This is a genomic window from Weissella thailandensis (assembly GCF_001932615.1).
In the GTDB taxonomy this organism is placed as follows: Bacteria; Bacillota; Bacilli; order Lactobacillales; family Lactobacillaceae; genus Weissella; species Weissella thailandensis.
On record NZ_CP014332.1, the window covers coordinates 1,857,496 to 1,873,765 of the forward strand.

General features: G+C 40.0%; 17 protein-coding genes and 2 tRNA genes. 2 read left to right on the forward strand and 17 right to left on the reverse strand.

Annotation, left to right across the window (positions count from 1 at the left end):
- Nucleotide 1: 1 nt before the first annotated feature.
- From atpA to FOL01_RS09345, 17 genes are all read right to left on the reverse strand, one after another.
- Nucleotides 2-1,513: a F0F1 ATP synthase subunit alpha gene (atpA, locus tag FOL01_RS09265; RefSeq protein WP_075270358.1), complete on the reverse strand. Its 1,512-nt coding sequence runs from the start codon at nucleotides 1,511-1,513 to the stop codon at nucleotides 2-4.
- Nucleotides 1,514-1,587: 74 nt separating this feature from the next.
- A complete protein-coding gene (gene atpH / locus FOL01_RS09270; protein WP_075270359.1) occupies nucleotides 1,588-2,130 on the reverse strand; it encodes an ATP synthase F1 subunit delta in 543 nt (180 codons plus the stop codon).
- On the reverse strand, nucleotides 2,130-2,645 hold the full coding sequence (gene atpF / locus FOL01_RS09275; RefSeq protein ID WP_075270360.1) for a F0F1 ATP synthase subunit B: 516 nt from the start codon (nucleotides 2,643-2,645) through the stop codon (nucleotides 2,130-2,132). The genes atpH and atpF overlap by 1 nt, the downstream gene beginning before the upstream one ends.
- Before the next feature lie 25 nt (nucleotides 2,646-2,670).
- Nucleotides 2,671-2,889, reverse strand: coding sequence for a F0F1 ATP synthase subunit C (gene atpE, locus FOL01_RS09280; RefSeq protein ID WP_075270361.1), 219 nt, complete (start codon nucleotides 2,887-2,889; stop codon nucleotides 2,671-2,673).
- Nucleotides 2,890-2,928: 39 nt separating this feature from the next.
- Complete coding sequence (gene atpB, locus FOL01_RS09285; RefSeq protein WP_075270362.1) at nucleotides 2,929-3,639, reverse strand: F0F1 ATP synthase subunit A; 711 nt, start codon at nucleotides 3,637-3,639, stop codon at nucleotides 2,929-2,931.
- A gap of 296 nt (nucleotides 3,640-3,935) precedes the next feature.
- Nucleotides 3,936-5,213, reverse strand: a complete 1,278-nt coding sequence (locus tag FOL01_RS09290) for a solute carrier family 23 protein (protein ID WP_075270363.1) — start codon at nucleotides 5,211-5,213, stop codon at nucleotides 3,936-3,938.
- Between the two features lie 243 nt (nucleotides 5,214-5,456).
- Nucleotides 5,457-6,086, reverse strand: coding sequence for an NAD(P)H-binding protein (locus FOL01_RS09295; RefSeq protein ID WP_075270364.1), 630 nt, complete (start codon nucleotides 6,084-6,086; stop codon nucleotides 5,457-5,459).
- An 87-nt stretch (nucleotides 6,087-6,173) separates the two neighbouring features.
- Nucleotides 6,174-6,803 (reverse strand): uracil phosphoribosyltransferase, encoded by a 630-nt coding sequence (gene upp / locus FOL01_RS09300; protein ID WP_075270365.1) that lies wholly within the window; start codon nucleotides 6,801-6,803, stop codon nucleotides 6,174-6,176.
- A gap of 39 nt (nucleotides 6,804-6,842) precedes the next feature.
- Nucleotides 6,843-8,093: a serine hydroxymethyltransferase gene (glyA, locus tag FOL01_RS09305; RefSeq protein WP_075270366.1), complete on the reverse strand. Its 1,251-nt coding sequence runs from the start codon at nucleotides 8,091-8,093 to the stop codon at nucleotides 6,843-6,845.
- A 30-nt stretch (nucleotides 8,094-8,123) separates the two neighbouring features.
- Nucleotides 8,124-9,152 (reverse strand): L-threonylcarbamoyladenylate synthase, encoded by a 1,029-nt coding sequence (locus FOL01_RS09310; protein WP_075270367.1) that lies wholly within the window; start codon nucleotides 9,150-9,152, stop codon nucleotides 8,124-8,126.
- Between the two features lie 2 nt (nucleotides 9,153-9,154).
- Complete coding sequence (prmC, locus tag FOL01_RS09315) at nucleotides 9,155-10,015, reverse strand: peptide chain release factor N(5)-glutamine methyltransferase (RefSeq protein WP_075270368.1); 861 nt, start codon at nucleotides 10,013-10,015, stop codon at nucleotides 9,155-9,157.
- A gap of 9 nt (nucleotides 10,016-10,024) precedes the next feature.
- Complete coding sequence (gene prfA, locus FOL01_RS09320; RefSeq protein ID WP_075270369.1) at nucleotides 10,025-11,110, reverse strand: peptide chain release factor 1; 1,086 nt, start codon at nucleotides 11,108-11,110, stop codon at nucleotides 10,025-10,027.
- Nucleotides 11,111-11,132: 22 nt separating this feature from the next.
- On the reverse strand, nucleotides 11,133-11,735 hold the full coding sequence (locus FOL01_RS09325) for a thymidine kinase (protein ID WP_075270370.1): 603 nt from the start codon (nucleotides 11,733-11,735) through the stop codon (nucleotides 11,133-11,135).
- A gap of 121 nt (nucleotides 11,736-11,856) precedes the next feature.
- Complete coding sequence (locus FOL01_RS09330) at nucleotides 11,857-12,564, reverse strand: type 1 glutamine amidotransferase (protein ID WP_075270371.1); 708 nt, start codon at nucleotides 12,562-12,564, stop codon at nucleotides 11,857-11,859.
- 4 nt (nucleotides 12,565-12,568) lie between these two features.
- Complete coding sequence (locus FOL01_RS09335; RefSeq protein ID WP_075270372.1) at nucleotides 12,569-13,921, reverse strand: MurT ligase domain-containing protein; 1,353 nt, start codon at nucleotides 13,919-13,921, stop codon at nucleotides 12,569-12,571.
- Nucleotides 13,922-14,076: 155 nt separating this feature from the next.
- Nucleotides 14,077-15,042: a mannose-6-phosphate isomerase, class I gene (gene manA / locus FOL01_RS09340; protein ID WP_075270373.1), complete on the reverse strand. Its 966-nt coding sequence runs from the start codon at nucleotides 15,040-15,042 to the stop codon at nucleotides 14,077-14,079.
- Between the two features lie 29 nt (nucleotides 15,043-15,071).
- Nucleotides 15,072-15,794 carry a MucBP domain-containing protein gene (locus FOL01_RS09345; protein WP_075270374.1) on the reverse strand — a complete coding sequence of 241 codons (723 nt, stop codon included), beginning with the start codon at nucleotides 15,792-15,794 and terminating at the stop codon, nucleotides 15,072-15,074.
- 195 nt (nucleotides 15,795-15,989) lie between these two features.
- Between FOL01_RS09345 and FOL01_RS09350 the strand changes: the two genes are divergently transcribed.
- Both FOL01_RS09350 and FOL01_RS09355 read left to right on the forward strand, forming a co-directional pair.
- A tRNA-Asn gene (locus FOL01_RS09350) sits at nucleotides 15,990-16,061 on the forward strand.
- A 132-nt stretch (nucleotides 16,062-16,193) separates the two neighbouring features.
- Nucleotides 16,194-16,265: transfer RNA gene (locus tag FOL01_RS09355), tRNA-Asn, on the forward strand.
- Nucleotides 16,266-16,270: the final 5 nt, after the last annotated feature.

Genomic DNA, 16,270 nt, shown 5'->3' on the forward strand with positions numbered 1-16,270 from the left:
ATTATTCTGCTGAGCCAGCAAATGTTGCTTTGAATTCCTTAATTGCTGCATCCATTGCATCTGTATCAGGCAAGTTCTTTGTCTCGACAATCGTCTTAAACAAATCATCATGTGATGCATGAACAGCAGAAATTAATTCTGACTCAAAACGTAGAATATCATCAACCGCAACATCATCCATAAAGCCATGTGTCAAAGCATATAATGCTAACACTTGTTCTTCAACTGGCAATGGTTGGTGTAATGGTTGCTTCAATAGTTCAACGGTACGACGACCACGGGCTAGCTTAACTTGCGTTGCTTCATCCAAATCTGAACCGAATTGGGCGAATGACTCAAGCTCCTTGTATGAAGCCAAGTCCAAACGTAGTGTACCAGCAACCTTCTTCATAGCTTTGATTTGTGCATCACCACCGACACGAGAAACAGAAGTTCCGGCATCAATGGCAGGACGAACACCAGCATAGAATTGGTCGGCATCCAAGAAAATTTGACCGTCAGTGATTGAGATAACGTTGGTTGGAATATATGCAGAAACATCACCAGCCTGTGTCTCAATAATTGGCAAGGCCGTCATTGACCCACCACCTAGCTCGTCGGATAACTTAGCCGCACGCTCTAACAAACGTGAGTGCAAGTAGAAGACATCACCAGGGTAGGCTTCACGTCCAGGTGGACGACGAAGAATTAATGACAGCTCACGGTATGCCGTTGCTTGCTTTGACAAATCATCATAAATGATTAGCACGTGCTTACCGTTGTACATGAATTTCTCACCCATAGCAGCCCCAGCATAAGGTGCTAAGTATAGCATTGGAGCTGGTTCAGAAGGGTTAGCAGTAACAACGATTGTGTAGTCCATAGCTCCCATACGACGCAAAGTTTCAACTTGTGTACGAACAGTTGAAGCTTTTTGACCAATAGCAACATAGACAACAATCATGTCTTGATCTTTTTGGTTCAAAATCGTGTCGATGGCAACTGATGTCTTACCAGTCTTACGATCACCGATAATTAACTCACGTTGACCACGTCCAATTGGTACCAAAGAATCCACAGCCTTTAGACCAGTTTGTAGTGGTTCAAACACAGATTTACGCTCCATAACACCTGGAGCTTTAACTTCAATAGGACGTGTCTTTTCTGTTTCAATTGGGCCCATACCATCAACAGGTTGTCCCAAAGCGTTAACAACACGACCAATCAGCTGCTCACCAACAGGCACTTCCATGATACGACCAGTACGCTTAACGGTATCACCTTCACGAATACTGTCATAACCACCTAGAATAATGATACCAACATCATTTGATTCCAGGTTTTGTGTCATACCATAAACACCATTCTCAAATTCGACAAGCTCACCGGCAAGGGCATTTTCCAACCCAGTTGCACGAGCGATACCATCACCAATATAGGTAACAGTTCCAGTTTCTTTAACTGTTAAGTCGTCTTGATAATTGGCTAATTGCTTTTTGATGAGTGAACTGATTTCTTCAGCTTTGATGCTCATTTCAGCAGTTCCTCTTTCTTTATAGTGTGTCTATTCATCACACACAACATCAATTTCGACTAGAATTTCGATTACTAGCGGATGATACTCTGACGAATAGCAGCTAACTTAGTTGCTAATGATCCATCCAAAATTTGGTCATTGGCTTTCACAATGGCCCCACCAAGTAAGTTCTCATCAACGCTTTGCGTCAAACGCACTTCGTTAGCCTGATAACGCTGAGCAAGTTTCTCTTTCAAACGTGAAACTTGTTCATCACTCAATGGCACCGCTGTTTGTACCTCTGCATTCACAATACCAGCAGCTTTATGAACAAGTTCTTCATACTTAGTAATAATCACTGGTAAGTTTTGGATACGGCGATAGTCATAGGTCATCTGAATTAGATTACCTACGACTTGGCTCGTTCCTTCAGATAAAGCCGCCAACATTTTTTGCTTAGCAGCTTCATCAATACGCAAAGATAGCAATGCTTTCGTAAATTCTGGATTTTGTTCTAATACATCACGAAGCGCTGTCAATTCAGCCAACGTTTCTGTATCAGTACCTTGATCATGGGTTAATTCGAACAAAGCAACGGCATATCGCTTAGCAATCGTTGCTTTATCTAATGCCATTACTTGTTACCTAACCCTTCAATATAAGCGTCAATAAGCGCTTTTTGATCATCTAACTTTAGTTCTTTTTGGATAATCTTTTGTGCGATGGTTACTGATAGGTCAGCAACTTCACCCTTGACGCCAGCCATTGCTTCAGAACGTTCTTGTGCAATTTGTGCACTTGCTTGTTCTTTTGTAGCTTGAGCATCTGCCTGGGCGTCAGCAACGATTTGATCACGTTGCTTGCCGGCTGCTGTCTTCGCATCGGCAACGATACCATTAGCTTCAGTACGTGCCGATTGTAACTGCGTTGACCGCTTAGAAGCCATCTCTTCGGCTTGTTGACGTGCTTCTTCAGCAGTGTCTAAGTCGTGAGCGACCTTCTCCGCACGTTTTTCCATCATTTTTACTACTGGACCCCAAGCGTACTTCTTTAATAGAAGCATCAAAACTAGGAATGCCACTAGCACAAACAACATGTTACCCAAAGCCAACCCTTCGCTAGCACCTGCTAGAACAATTTGATTTAACATAATTTAGTTGGCCTCCGTATCTCAATTAGCGTGCAAGCAACATAAATGCAAGCGCAATCGCAATAATTGGTACGGCCTCGACTAGTCCAACACCAATGAACATGTTGGTACGTAACTTACCTTCTAATTCAGGTTGACGTGCCATACCTGAAAGCATACTTGAAATAACAATACTGTTACCAATACCAGCACCGATAGCAGCGCCAGCAGCAGTAATTCCAACACCTATGGTTGCAACATCCATTTTTATAATCCTCCAATTAAATATAAACAGTTACTGTAGTTACTCTGTCTTTTCAGAAACATAGACAGTTGTCAAAGTGACGAAGACGAACGCCTGAATGGCCCCGATAAACAGTGAAAATCCTTGCCAAAGCATTGTTAGTAAAAATGCCGGTACAAACGAAACAACGCCAGCTGATTGTGCCAATTGCCACAATAGTGATAGCACCATTTCACCAGCAAAGATATTACCGAACAAACGCAATCCCAAAGTCAAAAAGCTTGTGAATTGCTCGATTAAATTGATTGGCAATAATGCACTGAATGGTGAAAAATAAACTGACTTAACATATCCTTTGAAGCCAAGCTTCTCAACTCCCAAGAAATGGGCAATGCTGATCGCAATCAATGCTAATGTCATCGTAACCAACGGATTAGCCGTTGGTGAGTTAAGGAATGTATCGCCACCAACACTTACGCTGAAAGCAACTCCTAACTGATTTGACATAAAGATGAACATAAACATCGAGAATGCAAAGAACTTTAAGTTATTACCAGTTTTATTTGGTAATGATCCATCAACAATATTATTTGTAAAATCAATGACCCATTCTAACATGTTCTGCTTGCTCTTACCGGATGGCTTGATTACTAACTTACGAGACATCCAAAACGCTAACAGAAAAACAACGAGCACTGAAATTGTTGTTGATATAATTACGCTCCAATCAAACGTCAACCCTGCAATGGTAAAGGTTGCGCTTTCCTCCACTGAAATTCACCTCTTTCCCTTTTGAAATATCATCAAGCGGTATACAAAATCATACAGCACCGTTTAACTTTTACCCCCTAATATTACCCCTTTTTTGAGCTAATTCAATCATTAACAATCACCCCTATTTGTCCCATTATCGAAACGCCATTTTATAAAGCTTGTTATAACACGATTTCTGTTATTCCAAAAAAGAATAGGACGAATTTAATATCCAAAAATGAAATATTCACTACAAAGAAATAGCCATAAATAAAATAAAAAAACAGCTTTTTTACAAAAACTGTTCTCAATTATTATTTTTCAGAAGCTGCTTTTTCAGGCAAAATCAAATTCAACACAATACCCAAAACTGTTGCAATAGCAACACCTGAGAACTGTACAATGTTATTTCCGTGACCAATTTGTAGGTAGGCATTTCCAATACCGATCACCAAAACTGATGAAGTGATCATCAAATTACGCTTTGAATTAAAGTCAAGTTGATTTTCAACAATGATGCGTAAACCAGATGCAGCGATAACACCAAATAACAGGAATGATACCCCACCAGTTACGGCGCCAGGGATACTTTGAATAACTGCTGATAACTTACCAACGAATGAAAATAGGACCGCAAATGTTGCTGCACCAATCAAAACGTACACTGAGTGAACTTTCGTGATTGCCATAACACCAATATTTTCACCATAAGATGTCACTGATGGTCCACCAACTAATCCAGCAAACAGAGAAGCAGCTCCGTCACCAGCTAAAGTACGGTGTAGACCAGGATTCTTAATATAATCACGTCCTGTTAAATCATCCAAAACCATCAAATGACCTAAATGCTCTGTGATCGTAACTAATGCAATTGGCGCCATGACTAATACTGCGCCCCAATGCATCACCGGTTTGTAATCAACAAATGGGATATCAAATTCTGGTAAGGCAAACCAAGCTGCATCTGAAACTGGCTTTAAATCAACTAAGCCAACCATAATTGCTAGAACATAACCAACGATAATACCCAATAGAATTGGAATCAAACCTAGAAAGCCACGCAGATACATATTAAAAAAGATCGTCACACCCAACGTAACCATAGCAACTAAAAATACGCGAATATCGTATTTACCATCTAATAAAGTTGCTGATTCTGCGGCTGATCCTGATAATGACAATCCGATAACCATGATAATTGGACCAACAACGATTGGTGGTAATATTTTTTCAATCCAGTCGGTACCAATTAATCCAACCATTGCTGCCACAATCAAATAAACAATACCAACAGATATAACCCCAGTGGCAACACCTGGATAACCAGTCGTTTTCATCAAAGCAACCATGGGAATAATAAAGGCAAAACTTGAACCCATGTAAGCAGGAATTTGACGTTTCGTAATTAAAATATGCAATAGTGTTCCAACACCAGAACTAAACAGGGCAATCCCTGGGTTCAATCCAACCAATAATGGGACAAGAACCGTTGATCCAAACATTGAGAACATATGCTGTAACGACAGCCCTACCCATTGCCAGAAACCTGGCTTTTCATCCACATCTAATACGACATCACGTTTAACTTCCATCGTGTTATTCCTTTCATATATAAACTTATAACCTGAAATAAAAAAGTTGAGGTATAAAAATACCCCAACTTGATAGTTTTCTCTAATATGATAGTTTCGCTTACCGCCAAATCAACACGACAGCACCAAAATAATCTTATTAGCCTCACAGGACCAAGTTAAAGTTATTTTCAACGGTTATAATTATATATCAGTTAACAAAATTAGTAAACAGAATTAAACAAAGGTTAAACGTTTAAATTATTATAATTTGGCAATGGCTGTCGCAATATCAGTTTCACCATCCCCCATTGGCAATAATTTGCCATAGGTATTTTCAGCATTCAAAATGCCGGCTAATACATCAGCAACATTTTCAATACTATTAGCAGTTGCTGACTTTGGGTTAAATTGCACCTTACCTGAACCAGTTTCTTCTAACAAAGCACCTGGTTGCAAAATCGTGTAATTTAATGTCGTATGATCCATCAACCAATTATCAGCAAAGAACCGTGCAATATAATAATCCCTTAATTCTTCACCCCAACCTTTAGGATTAGTTGATTGCCATGCACTCAACATGATAAATCGCTTAATGCCCGCTTTTTCGGTCGCATTTTCTAACTTAACAGCACCGAAAGCATCGACTTGTAATACGTTCTTACCGCGCGATCCGGCAACAAAATAAACAGCATCCAACTTTAAATCAGTTAATTGAGTTACTAGTTGCTCTTCATTGACTAATAGATCAATGTTAGCTAGCTCGACCTTGTCGCTATTAAACTTGTCGTCCAAGTGACGGGTACCTGCAATGACTTCATGCCCTGCAGCGGCCAATTTGTCGACTAATAAATGACCTACTCGTCCACTTGCACCAGATACTAAAATTCTCATAATTTCCCCTTTCCAAATAAAACAAAAAAAGGTTGGTAAAAAATTTACCAACCTCCCCAACATTTCAATAATGATAAAGTTTTGCTATTAATGAGTACCAAACAAACGATCACCCGCGTCACCTAGACCCGGAATAATATAACCATGTTCGTTAAGTTTCTCATCCAAACCAGCTGTATAAATATCAACATCTGGATGAGTTTTTTGCACCGTCTCAACACCAATTGGAGCTGAAACTAGTGTAATCAGCTTAATTCTTGTGGCTCCACGCTTCTTTAATGCATCAATCGCCATCACAGCAGATCCACCAGTTGCTAACATTGGATCAACAACCAAAACTTCACGTTGATCAATATCTTCAGGCAGCTTTACAAAGTATTCCACTGGCTCAAGTGATTCTTCATCACGATACATACCAATATGTCCAATTCGAGCGGCAGGAATTAACTTCATAATACCGTCAACCATTCCCAAACCAGCACGCAAAATTGGTACAATTGCTAGTTTCTTACCAGCAAGTGTTTTTTGTGTTGTCGTTGCAACAGGTGTTTCAATAACCACATCTTCAACTGGTAAATCACGTGTTACTTCATAAGCCATCAATGAAGCAATTTCGTCAACAATTTCACGAAATTCTTTTGTACCAACATCTTTATTACGAATAATCGTTAATTTGTGTTGAATTAGTGGGTGATCAAAAACCGTTAGCTTACTCATTTCAAAGCTCCATTTCATTTTTCTCTATTATACGCTTTTTTAATTTGCGTGTTCAATCCCCGATAATGGGAATCGACTTGTTAAGTCCAATACTGACTGTTCAACTGATGCAAGGGTTGCTTCATCTTCTGGATTAGCCAGCACCTGTAAAATCAACTCGGCAACTTCTTTAGCATCCGCTTCTTTGAAACCACGGGTGGTAATGGCAGGTGTTCCAATACGAATACCTGATGTCACAAATGGACTACGTGGTTCATTTGGAATAGCCTCTTTGTTCGTTGTAATATGCACACTATCTAAAATGTTTTGAGCCTTTTTACCAGAAATACCTGTCTTTGTCAGATCCAAGTTAAACAAGTGATTATCTGTACCACCTGAAACAACGCGTACAAGATCTGATTGTGCAAAAACATCAGCCATCGCTTTAGCATTAGCAACAACTTGTTGGCCATATGCCTTAAAACTTGGTTGCATTGCTTCATAGAAAGCTGTTGCTTTACCAGCAATCACATGTTCTAGTGGTCCACCTTGTGTCCCTGGGAAAATTGCTGAATTAATGGCCTTACCCAATTCTTTTTTGGCCAAAATCAAGCCACCACGTGGTCCACGTAATGTTTTATGCGTTGTTGATGTCACAACATCAGCAATCCCAACTGGTGATGGATGTACACCTGCAGCAACTAAACCAGCAATATGAGCCATATCAACCATTAAGTAGGCACCCACAGAATCAGCAATTTCACGGAATCGATCAAAATCAATAAAACGTGAATAAGCTGAAGCACCAGTAACAATTAGTTTTGGTTGGTACTCTGCTGCTAATGCAGCTACTTGGTCATAATCAATTCGCTCGTCATCATTTAATCCATAGGCATGGAATTGATAAGTTTTACCAGAAAAGTTAACTGCAGATCCGTGTGTTAAATGGCCCCCCGCATTAAGGTCAAGTCCTAAAACATGATCACCAGGTTCTAACAAGGCAGCATAAACAGCAGCATTTGATTGTGAACCAGAATGAGGTTGCACATTGGCATACTCTGCTCCGAATAATTCTTTTACACGATCAATCGCTAATTGTTCTACTTGATCAATATACTCCGTACCACCATAGTAACGCTTATTAGGATATCCTTCAGCGTACTTATTAGTTAGAACACTCCCTTGCGCAGCTCGTACACCTGCAGATGCAATGTTTTCTGAAGCAATCAACTCGATATTATGTTCTTGACGATTGGCTTCACGATCGATTGCAGACCATAGTTCGGGATCAAAATCACGGTAATTTGTCATTGGGGTTGACCTCCTTTAAGTCAAAAAAGCTTAAACATGTAACAACTCACTAATCCAGTGTCCACCTGATGCTTTACCTAAGCGGTTATTATAAGCGCCATTCACATCAACTTGTGGCATAGCAGCAACAAGAATCGTTTGCACATCCTTCTTATCATCAAAATAACGCAAACCGGCAAACAATTTTGCTGCAGCTGTGTCATTATTATCGCCTAATGACCAGATAAAATCCATCCCTGCTAGCTGATGCTTTTCAATTAGATCATTCGTCAACATCAGTCCAACTGGTTCTAATTGTGACTGCATCCAAATAATTGCTTGTGTCCAATCTTCTGGTGCAACCATATAAACTGCTTTATCAGGGGCATAGTGGCGATATTTCATTCCTGGTGCTTTGGGCGTTTCGTCATCAGCAACGTGATGAACTTCAGAATCAATAGCCATCCCAATGACCGCTTCTATTTGTGCTGGCGTAATTTTTCCAGGACGCAAAACTGCTGGCATATCCGATGATAAGTCTAACACCGTTGACTCAACACCAATCTTAGTTGGCCCATCATCTAAAATACCCGCAATTTTACCATGTAAATCATGGTAGACATGCTTGGCCAATGTTGGTGAAGGTTTTCCAGATGTATTGGCTGAAGGGCCAACAAGTGGCTTACCGCTCTCACGAATCAATTGGCGAGTAGCATCATTGTCAGGCAAACGAACGGCTACTGTATCTAGTCCACCAGTGACTGTCATTGATAATACGCCTGGCTTTACTGGTAAAATCATGGTCAATGGACCTGGCCAGTAAGCCGACATCAATTTTTGTGCGCGCTCATTAACAATTGCAAAATCAGACACTTGTTCTGGATCCGCAACGTGCACAATCAAAGGATTATCTGAAGGACGTCCTTTAGCTGCATATACTTTACCAACTGCCTTTTCGTTATAAGCGTCGGCACCAAGCCCATAAACAGTTTCTGTCGGAAAAGCGACTAACGAACCACGTTGAATCGCACGCGCCGCCGCGTCCATTTCGTTAACTGTCCATATTTTTGTTTCTGTCATTTCTACATCTCCCGCAATACTTTAATCATTCGATCATGACCACTTAAATCTTGATGTAACGTTACTGTGACCTGAGGTAATGTTCCAAATAAATCAACAAGTTTGCCCCCTTGTTGATAACCGATTTCAAAGTATGCAGCCCCACCTGGCTTCAAAAAAGCCAGCAGGTCTGTTGCCATTTTCTTATATAACGCCAATCCATCATCATCCGCGTAAAGGGCAACGTCTGGTTCAAACATAACCACTGATTCATCCATCACTGATTGTTCACCACGGCTAATGTAAGGTGGATTAGCAACAATAATGTCAAAAGTGCCTGTAACATCTGTAAACAGATCACTTTGCACCAACTGTACTGTTGGTGCGTATAACTGCGCATTTTCTTTCGCAACGGCCAAAGCATCTGTTGAGATATCAGTACCCGTAACATCCCAATTCGTACGTTCTGCATTTAGTGAAACAGCAATTGCACCAGAACCAGTACCAATGTCTAATACGCGTTGTTTGTCATTTGATGGATGGTCTTTGAGCACCCATTCCACTAGTTCTTCCGTCTCCTGTCGGGGAATCAACACACGACGATCAACTTGAAATTCACGTCCATAAAACGCAGCATGTCCAAGTGCGTATTGCACTGGTTGACCACCTTTAATGGCACGAACAGCGACCATAAATCGTAGTCGTTTTTCGTCTTCTAGAACTGTGTTTAAGTTGTTTCCTAATTGTGCGTAATTCCAATCCATCATTCCTGTTAACAAATAATCGATTTGAGCCATACGCTCTTCTTGATCATGAATGTAGGGTTCTAATTGCCAATCGCCCCATTCACGAACAGCTTGAATCGTCCATTGTTCATCAAACATACGTTTATTCTATCCTTGCTTCAAGGCTTCCAGCTTTGCTGTCTGATCAGCAATCAACAAAGCGTCGATGACATCTTCTAATTCACCATTCATAATACGATCCAACTTATTCAATGACAGACCAATACGATGATCAGTCACACGATTTTGTGGATAATTGTATGTACGAATACGTTCAGAACGATCACCAGTTCCAACAGCTGTCTTACGTTGTTCAGCATACTCAGCTTCATTCTGTGATGCGTAGTAATCGTAGACACGTGTCTTCAAGATTTCCATCGCCTTCGCACGGTTCTGTTGTTGTGAACGTTGATCTTGCATCGCAACAACAATACCAGTTGGCAAGTGGGTCATACGTACAGCTGATGATGTCTTGTTAATGTGTTGTCCACCAGCACCAGATGAACGGTAAACATCCACACGCAAATCCTTGTCTTCAATCTCAATATCGACATCTTCATATTCCGGCATCACACCAACAGTGGCTGTCGAAGTGTGCACACGACCAGCAGATTCAGTTTCGGGTACTCGTTGCACACGATGGGCACCATTTTCAAACTTTAACTTTGAATAAACATTATCCCCAGTGATCATCAAGACAATTTCTTTATAACCACCAATTTCGGTCTTGTTTTCATCAATGATTTCAACTGTCCAGCCTTCTTTTTCGGCATAGCGAAGATACATGTCATAAAGATCAGCCGCAAATAAAGCACCTTCATCGCCACCAGCTGCGCCGTGAATTTCCATGATAATGTTCTTGTCATCATTTGGATCCTTAGGCAGTAGTAAAATCTTGATTTGCTCTTCTAATGATTCTTTTTCAACACGTAAGTCTTTTAATTCTTCTTTGGCTAACTCTTCAAGTTCAGAATCATTGGCTTCTTCACGCAAAATCTCTTCATTTTCTTCGATACTTTCAACGACTTGCTTGTAGTGCTTGAAAGTTTCAACCGTCTCACGCAGACTACCCTCTTCTTTAGATAGCGCCAAAAAACGTTTTGTATCGGCAATAACGTCGGGATCAGAAATCATTTCGCTGACTTCGTCATATCGATCCACAACAGATTGCACTTTTTCAAAAATTTCATCCATGTGTTTTTTTATTCCTTTATTTTTATTTTGTATTTAATCCAGTCCGACGGGCTAATGCTTCTAAATCAGGATGATTATAATGGTTACGGCAGACCGGCATGTAGGTCTCATCCCCACCAATCTGAACTTGTTCACCTTCGTAGACCGGTTGTCCATTTGAAATGCGCAAGTTCATAACGGCTTTACGTCCACAAAATGAACAGAGAGTCTTCATCTCTTCAATTTTGTCAGCATAAATTAGTAATGCTTCTGAACCGGGGAATAACTCGTTAAACGCATCGTTTTTCAATCCAAAAGATAGTACTGGAATATTTAATTCATCGACTACCCTGGTTAATTGCAAAACTTGTTCTTTGGTCATAAACTGCGCTTCATCAATCAACACAGCGGCAATTGAATCACTTTCTGAAATCAATTTAAACAAGTCGTCTGTGGGATGAATCGCCTGTGCTGCACGCTGCATACCTATTCGTGAGGCAATTGCGCCCACTCCTGATCGGTCATCAAGCGCACTTGTTAGGAGCAAAACGCGTCTTTGTTGCACTTCATAATTATGTGCAACTTTCAAAATTTCAATGCTTTTACCACTGGCCATTGCACCATAACGAAAGAATAATTGCGCCATATTTTTCTGCCTTTCTCCTGTAAAAATCCAGTTTGCACTCCAGTCTAGTATAACAAAAATGTCAATAAAAAAAAGAGAATGGCGCTATCGTTCCATCCCCTTTTCGATTTTGCAAAATTGCTTAAAAAAATTCTGGCGTAATCGCTGCAATTTTATCTTGCCAATTAACATCTGGATATCGTCGCTCTAAAGCTAGTTGCAAGATGTGTAAGGCTAAATTACCATTACGCGTCAAGATAGGACCATGGAAATATGTCCCATAAACGTTGCGGTACACCAAACCTTCACCACCGTCTTCACCATTGTTACCATTACCCTTGATAACTTTACCAAGTGGGCGTTCATCATCTCCTAAGAAAGTACGTCCTTGATGGTTTTCAAATCCACGGTATTCCAAATCATTCACTTCATCATGAATGGTTATGTTACCGATGAAACGATTATCCGGTTGATTTAATGTATAGTGACTTAGCGCGCCGATACCATTTACTCTAGTACCATCAGCTAGCAAGAAATACTGTCCTAATAATTGAAAACCACCACAAACACCTAAAAATGGGCCATCAGTTTCAATATATTGTTTCAACGCAGGTGCTTTATCTGGCAAATCATCAGCCACAATCATTTGCTCGTAATCCTGACCACCACCAAATAGCACAAAATCATAAGTTGTCGGATCAAAATCATCGCCTAATGAGATAATTTTTTCATCCACTTCGGCTCCAATTTGATGCGCATAATATCTGAGAGCAACAATATTCCCAAAATCACCATACGTATTCATCAAATCACCGTACAAATGTGCTGTATGTAACTTATAATCAGCCATTGGATTATTCCCCCATTCCTGTATGAATATAACCTTGTTGCTTCAATTCAGTACGTAACTGTAACATTGCCGTATACGTTGCAAGTATATAAACGCGCTTGGTTGGCATTTTTTTAATTGCTGGCACAATCTGCTTTAAGTCTTGATAAACCGGATGATCGCCAAAGTTGGCCATCTTCAAGCGAACATACAAATCTTTATATCGTTCACCACCTGTTGCTACTGCTTGGATGCCAGTATCGTGTAATGACTCAAAATCTGCATCCCAAATCCAACTGGTATCAATACCATCAGCATAATTTGCATTAAGCAAGGCAATCATTGAGAAAGGTTGATCATCCGTTTTCATCATGTCAATGACCTGATTTGCACCCACCGGATTTTTGATCAAGACAATCGTGACTTCTTTATCATCGACTTTAACTGCTTCTTGACGTCCAAATATTTGCGCATTAGATGAAAATGCTTGCTGAATCTGGTCAGCTGATACACCCATAAAACGCCCGACAGCATATGCTGCTAGCGCATTATAAATATTGTACATACCACCAATTTCAATTTGGAAAGTTTTACCATCAATATCAAAATTCGATGAAATTGGTGTTAGTTTATTAAGCTTTGTGACTGCATAATCTAAGGCTGGACGCTTAAAATCATCAGTAACTGAGAAATAATCTCCTTGATTACCGAATGTCATAAAATGATAATGCAAAATTGAATGGTCTGTTGGCGATAACACACCGTCAGTATTATGCGGCGCTTTCATGTCACCAGTAGCTGGTACATGATTAAAGCCATAATAGACTTTTGGATTTGGTAAATCCCCCCGCATAAAAATTGGCGAATCCGCATTCGCAATAACAGTTGCTTCAGGAAATAAACGAATTCCCTTTAATATCTTTTCATATGTTGTGTAAATCTCACCGTAGCGATCCATCTGATCACGGAAAATGTTTGTTAACACAAAGGCTTTAGGTTTTAATTGTTTAGCAACTGCCTCCACGTTGGCTTCATCGACTTCTAGTAAAGCCACCGGGCGTTGTTGTTTATCTGTGACCTTTGATGTCAACATCGTTCCTGTAATACCCTGCATCATATTCGAACCCGAAGGATTAGTAATGACATCGGCATATTTTTCTCGTAAGACGCGCGTTGTTAACGTTGTTGTCAAAGTCTTACCATTCGTTCCCGTAATCAGAATAACATCATATTTTTCAGCATAGCTTTGCATAACATTGGGATCGATTTTTGTTGCTAACTTACCAGGCAATGATGTACCACCCCGACGTAAGATATCATGCAATACAGTATATGTTCCCTTCCCAACCAAAGTTGCTAATCCACTTTTAAGGCTCATGTTATCCTCCTAATTGTGCAAACAAATCACGCACGCCTTTATCTGCAATATCTTTTCAATAATCATCTATCAAATTTTACCATTTTGAAATAAAGAAAGACACCACTGTTTATGCAACAGTTAGCGCCTTTAACATAAATGTTACTATCCTATTTTTACAGTGACTTAGGGCCTGGTGTCGATGTAATTAGTGTGGCATGTCCATTGAGTTTCCATGTCTCAACATCATTCGGCAAAATAAAACTGGTTCCTTTTGCCAAGTGATAAGTCACACCAAAGACGGTTAATTCAACATCGCCATCAACCACTGTTGCCAATGTATAAGGAGCCGTTGCATCCACCGTTGCACGACCAGCAATTTGCCACTTCACCACATTAAAGTATGGGGCTGTAACTAACTCTGTGAGCGTTAAATCTTCAATATGTGAAACTTTTTGCGTTGGTTTATTAGGAATAAATGGCACAGTTGTCACATTTTTAGCATCAGCCAAATGCAAATCACGCTTAGCACCTGTCTTGGCATCAACCCGATCAAAATCATAGACCCGATAAGTCACATCTGAAGATTGCTGTGTTTCTAACGTCAAAACACCCTCACCAAGCGCATGCAACGTTCCAGCAGGCACATAAAAGAAATCGCCAGCCTTCACAGGAACTTTCTGTAACAAGTTATCCCAATCTGCATCATCAACTTCTTGATCAAATGTTTGTTTGTCTTGTGCTGTGTGACCATAGTAAATAGTGGCACCTGGCTCCGCAGACAAAATATACCATGATTCAGTTTTGCCTAACTCACCAGCATGTTCATTAGCATATTTATCATCTGGATGTACCTGTACTGATAAATCACGATGGGCATCTAAAATTTTTACCAATAAAGGAAATGGTCGATCCACATCTTGGTTAGCAAATAACGTTGGCTCATCATGCCATAATTCTGCCACGGTTTTACCCGCATGTTTACCATTAGTTACGGTAACTGGACCATTAGAATGTCCAGAAATTACCCACGCTTCACCAGTACTTTCTGATGGTATATCAAAATCATAAACGTCACGTAATGCGGTACCGCCCCAAATTTTTTCATGTAATGCTGGTTTTAATATCAATGGTTCTGTCATAATGTCCCCCGACTAATTACCATAATTAATTACTTATTCAACAACAAATAAATAGCCGATAACCATCCTTGCTGCGCAACATGGTACCATGTAACGCCTGAAGGATCGACGACTTGTTCCGTCACTTCTACCGAAGTACCATGCTGTATGCGACCTATTTCATGTCCATACGGCTGTGAATAAACGACCACTTCTTGACTAGGAATATAGTCGATTTTACCCTGAGCACTGATTGGCGTTGGCTGCCAAACTGTTGGTCGCTTCCATTCAGCAACCGGTTGATTATGCTGACCATCATTATCAGTGAGCTTCATAGTCTGCATATCATACTTGATCCATCTTGAATCAGCTAATTGATACCAAAAATCACCTGTTCGTGTCGCCATGCGTTGCGAAACCTTAACAACAGAGCCAGACCACAATTTCTGACCAGTTTCAGTTAAATCTTCCACATCAACAACAGGCTGTACATTTTCCAAAATACGTAAATATTTATGTGTCAGCTGCTCTGTTTCAGCAACATCCTCACGTTGATAGTAAAATGTCGCCGAATACATGGTTTGTTCATCAAAGGTTCCGGTTAACGTCCCCTCTGAAGACACAAAACGGTAACCTGATATTGATTCCGGATCAATTGAAAAAGTGTCACCAATATAACCTTCAATCAATCGTGCACGTGTCAGCGCACTTTTTGTATCAACATCTTTTGCATACACCCATACGGGCATCCCTTTTAGTTGAAAGTCAGCCATCTGCGCTGCCCCCTAATCGTCATTTATTAACTCTATCATACCAATTAAATGAATTTTTTTCTTGTTTTATTGACATCCTTTTACTTTTTATTTAATATTATTCTCGTTCCAGAATAATTATTAAATTTTATTCATTTATGTGGTTGACTTTTAATTTATCACAGTGTATATTTAATGTATTCGCTGGTTAATTATTGCTCTGTAGTTCAGTGGTAGAATAACTCACTGTTAATGAGGAGGTCGCTGGTTCGAACCCAGCCAGAGCAGTTATATAAAAGCAATACCAAGACTATCTCAAGGCATCACTTTTATATTCAGGTAAATTAAAGAAATTTCATTTACCTAGTTGACTTTTAATCATAAGCGTTGTATATTTATCACATTGCTTGATGCGATGATTGCTCTGTAGTTCAGTGGTAGAATAACTCACTGTTAATGAGGAGGTCGCTGGTTCGAACCCAGCCAGAGCAGTAATT

Bases quoted from the DNA above. Each gene is read 5' to 3' on its own strand.
- atpA (WP_075270358.1), bottom strand. From the start codon at position 1,513: ATGAGCATCAAAGCTGAAGAAATCAGTTCACTCATCAAAAAGCAATTA.
- atpH (WP_075270359.1), bottom strand. From the start codon at position 2,130: ATGGCATTAGATAAAGCAACGATTGCTAAGCGATATGCCGTTGCTTTG.
- atpF (WP_075270360.1), bottom strand. From the start codon at position 2,645: ATGTTAAATCAAATTGTTCTAGCAGGTGCTAGCGAAGGGTTGGCTTTG.
- atpE (WP_075270361.1), bottom strand. From the start codon at position 2,889: ATGGATGTTGCAACCATAGGTGTTGGAATTACTGCTGCTGGCGCTGCT.
- FOL01_RS09290 (WP_075270363.1), bottom strand. From the start codon at position 5,213: ATGGAAGTTAAACGTGATGTCGTATTAGATGTGGATGAAAAGCCAGGT.
- FOL01_RS09295 (WP_075270364.1), bottom strand. From the start codon at position 6,086: ATGAGAATTTTAGTATCTGGTGCAAGTGGACGAGTAGGTCATTTATTA.
- upp (WP_075270365.1), bottom strand. From the start codon at position 6,803: ATGAGTAAGCTAACGGTTTTTGATCACCCACTAATTCAACACAAATTA.
- glyA (WP_075270366.1), bottom strand. From the start codon at position 8,093: ATGACAAATTACCGTGATTTTGATCCCGAACTATGGTCTGCAATCGAT.
- FOL01_RS09310 (WP_075270367.1), bottom strand. From the start codon at position 9,152: ATGACAGAAACAAAAATATGGACAGTTAACGAAATGGACGCGGCGGCG.
- prmC (WP_075270368.1), bottom strand. From the start codon at position 10,015: ATGTTTGATGAACAATGGACGATTCAAGCTGTTCGTGAATGGGGCGAT.
- prfA (WP_075270369.1), bottom strand. From the start codon at position 11,110: ATGGATGAAATTTTTGAAAAAGTGCAATCTGTTGTGGATCGATATGAC.
- FOL01_RS09325 (WP_075270370.1), bottom strand. From the start codon at position 11,735: ATGGCGCAATTATTCTTTCGTTATGGTGCAATGGCCAGTGGTAAAAGC.
- FOL01_RS09330 (WP_075270371.1), bottom strand. From the start codon at position 12,564: ATGGCTGATTATAAGTTACATACAGCACATTTGTACGGTGATTTGATG.
- FOL01_RS09335 (WP_075270372.1), bottom strand. From the start codon at position 13,921: ATGAGCCTTAAAAGTGGATTAGCAACTTTGGTTGGGAAGGGAACATAT.
- manA (WP_075270373.1), bottom strand. From the start codon at position 15,042: ATGACAGAACCATTGATATTAAAACCAGCATTACATGAAAAAATTTGG.
- FOL01_RS09345 (WP_075270374.1), bottom strand. From the start codon at position 15,794: ATGGCTGACTTTCAACTAAAAGGGATGCCCGTATGGGTGTATGCAAAA.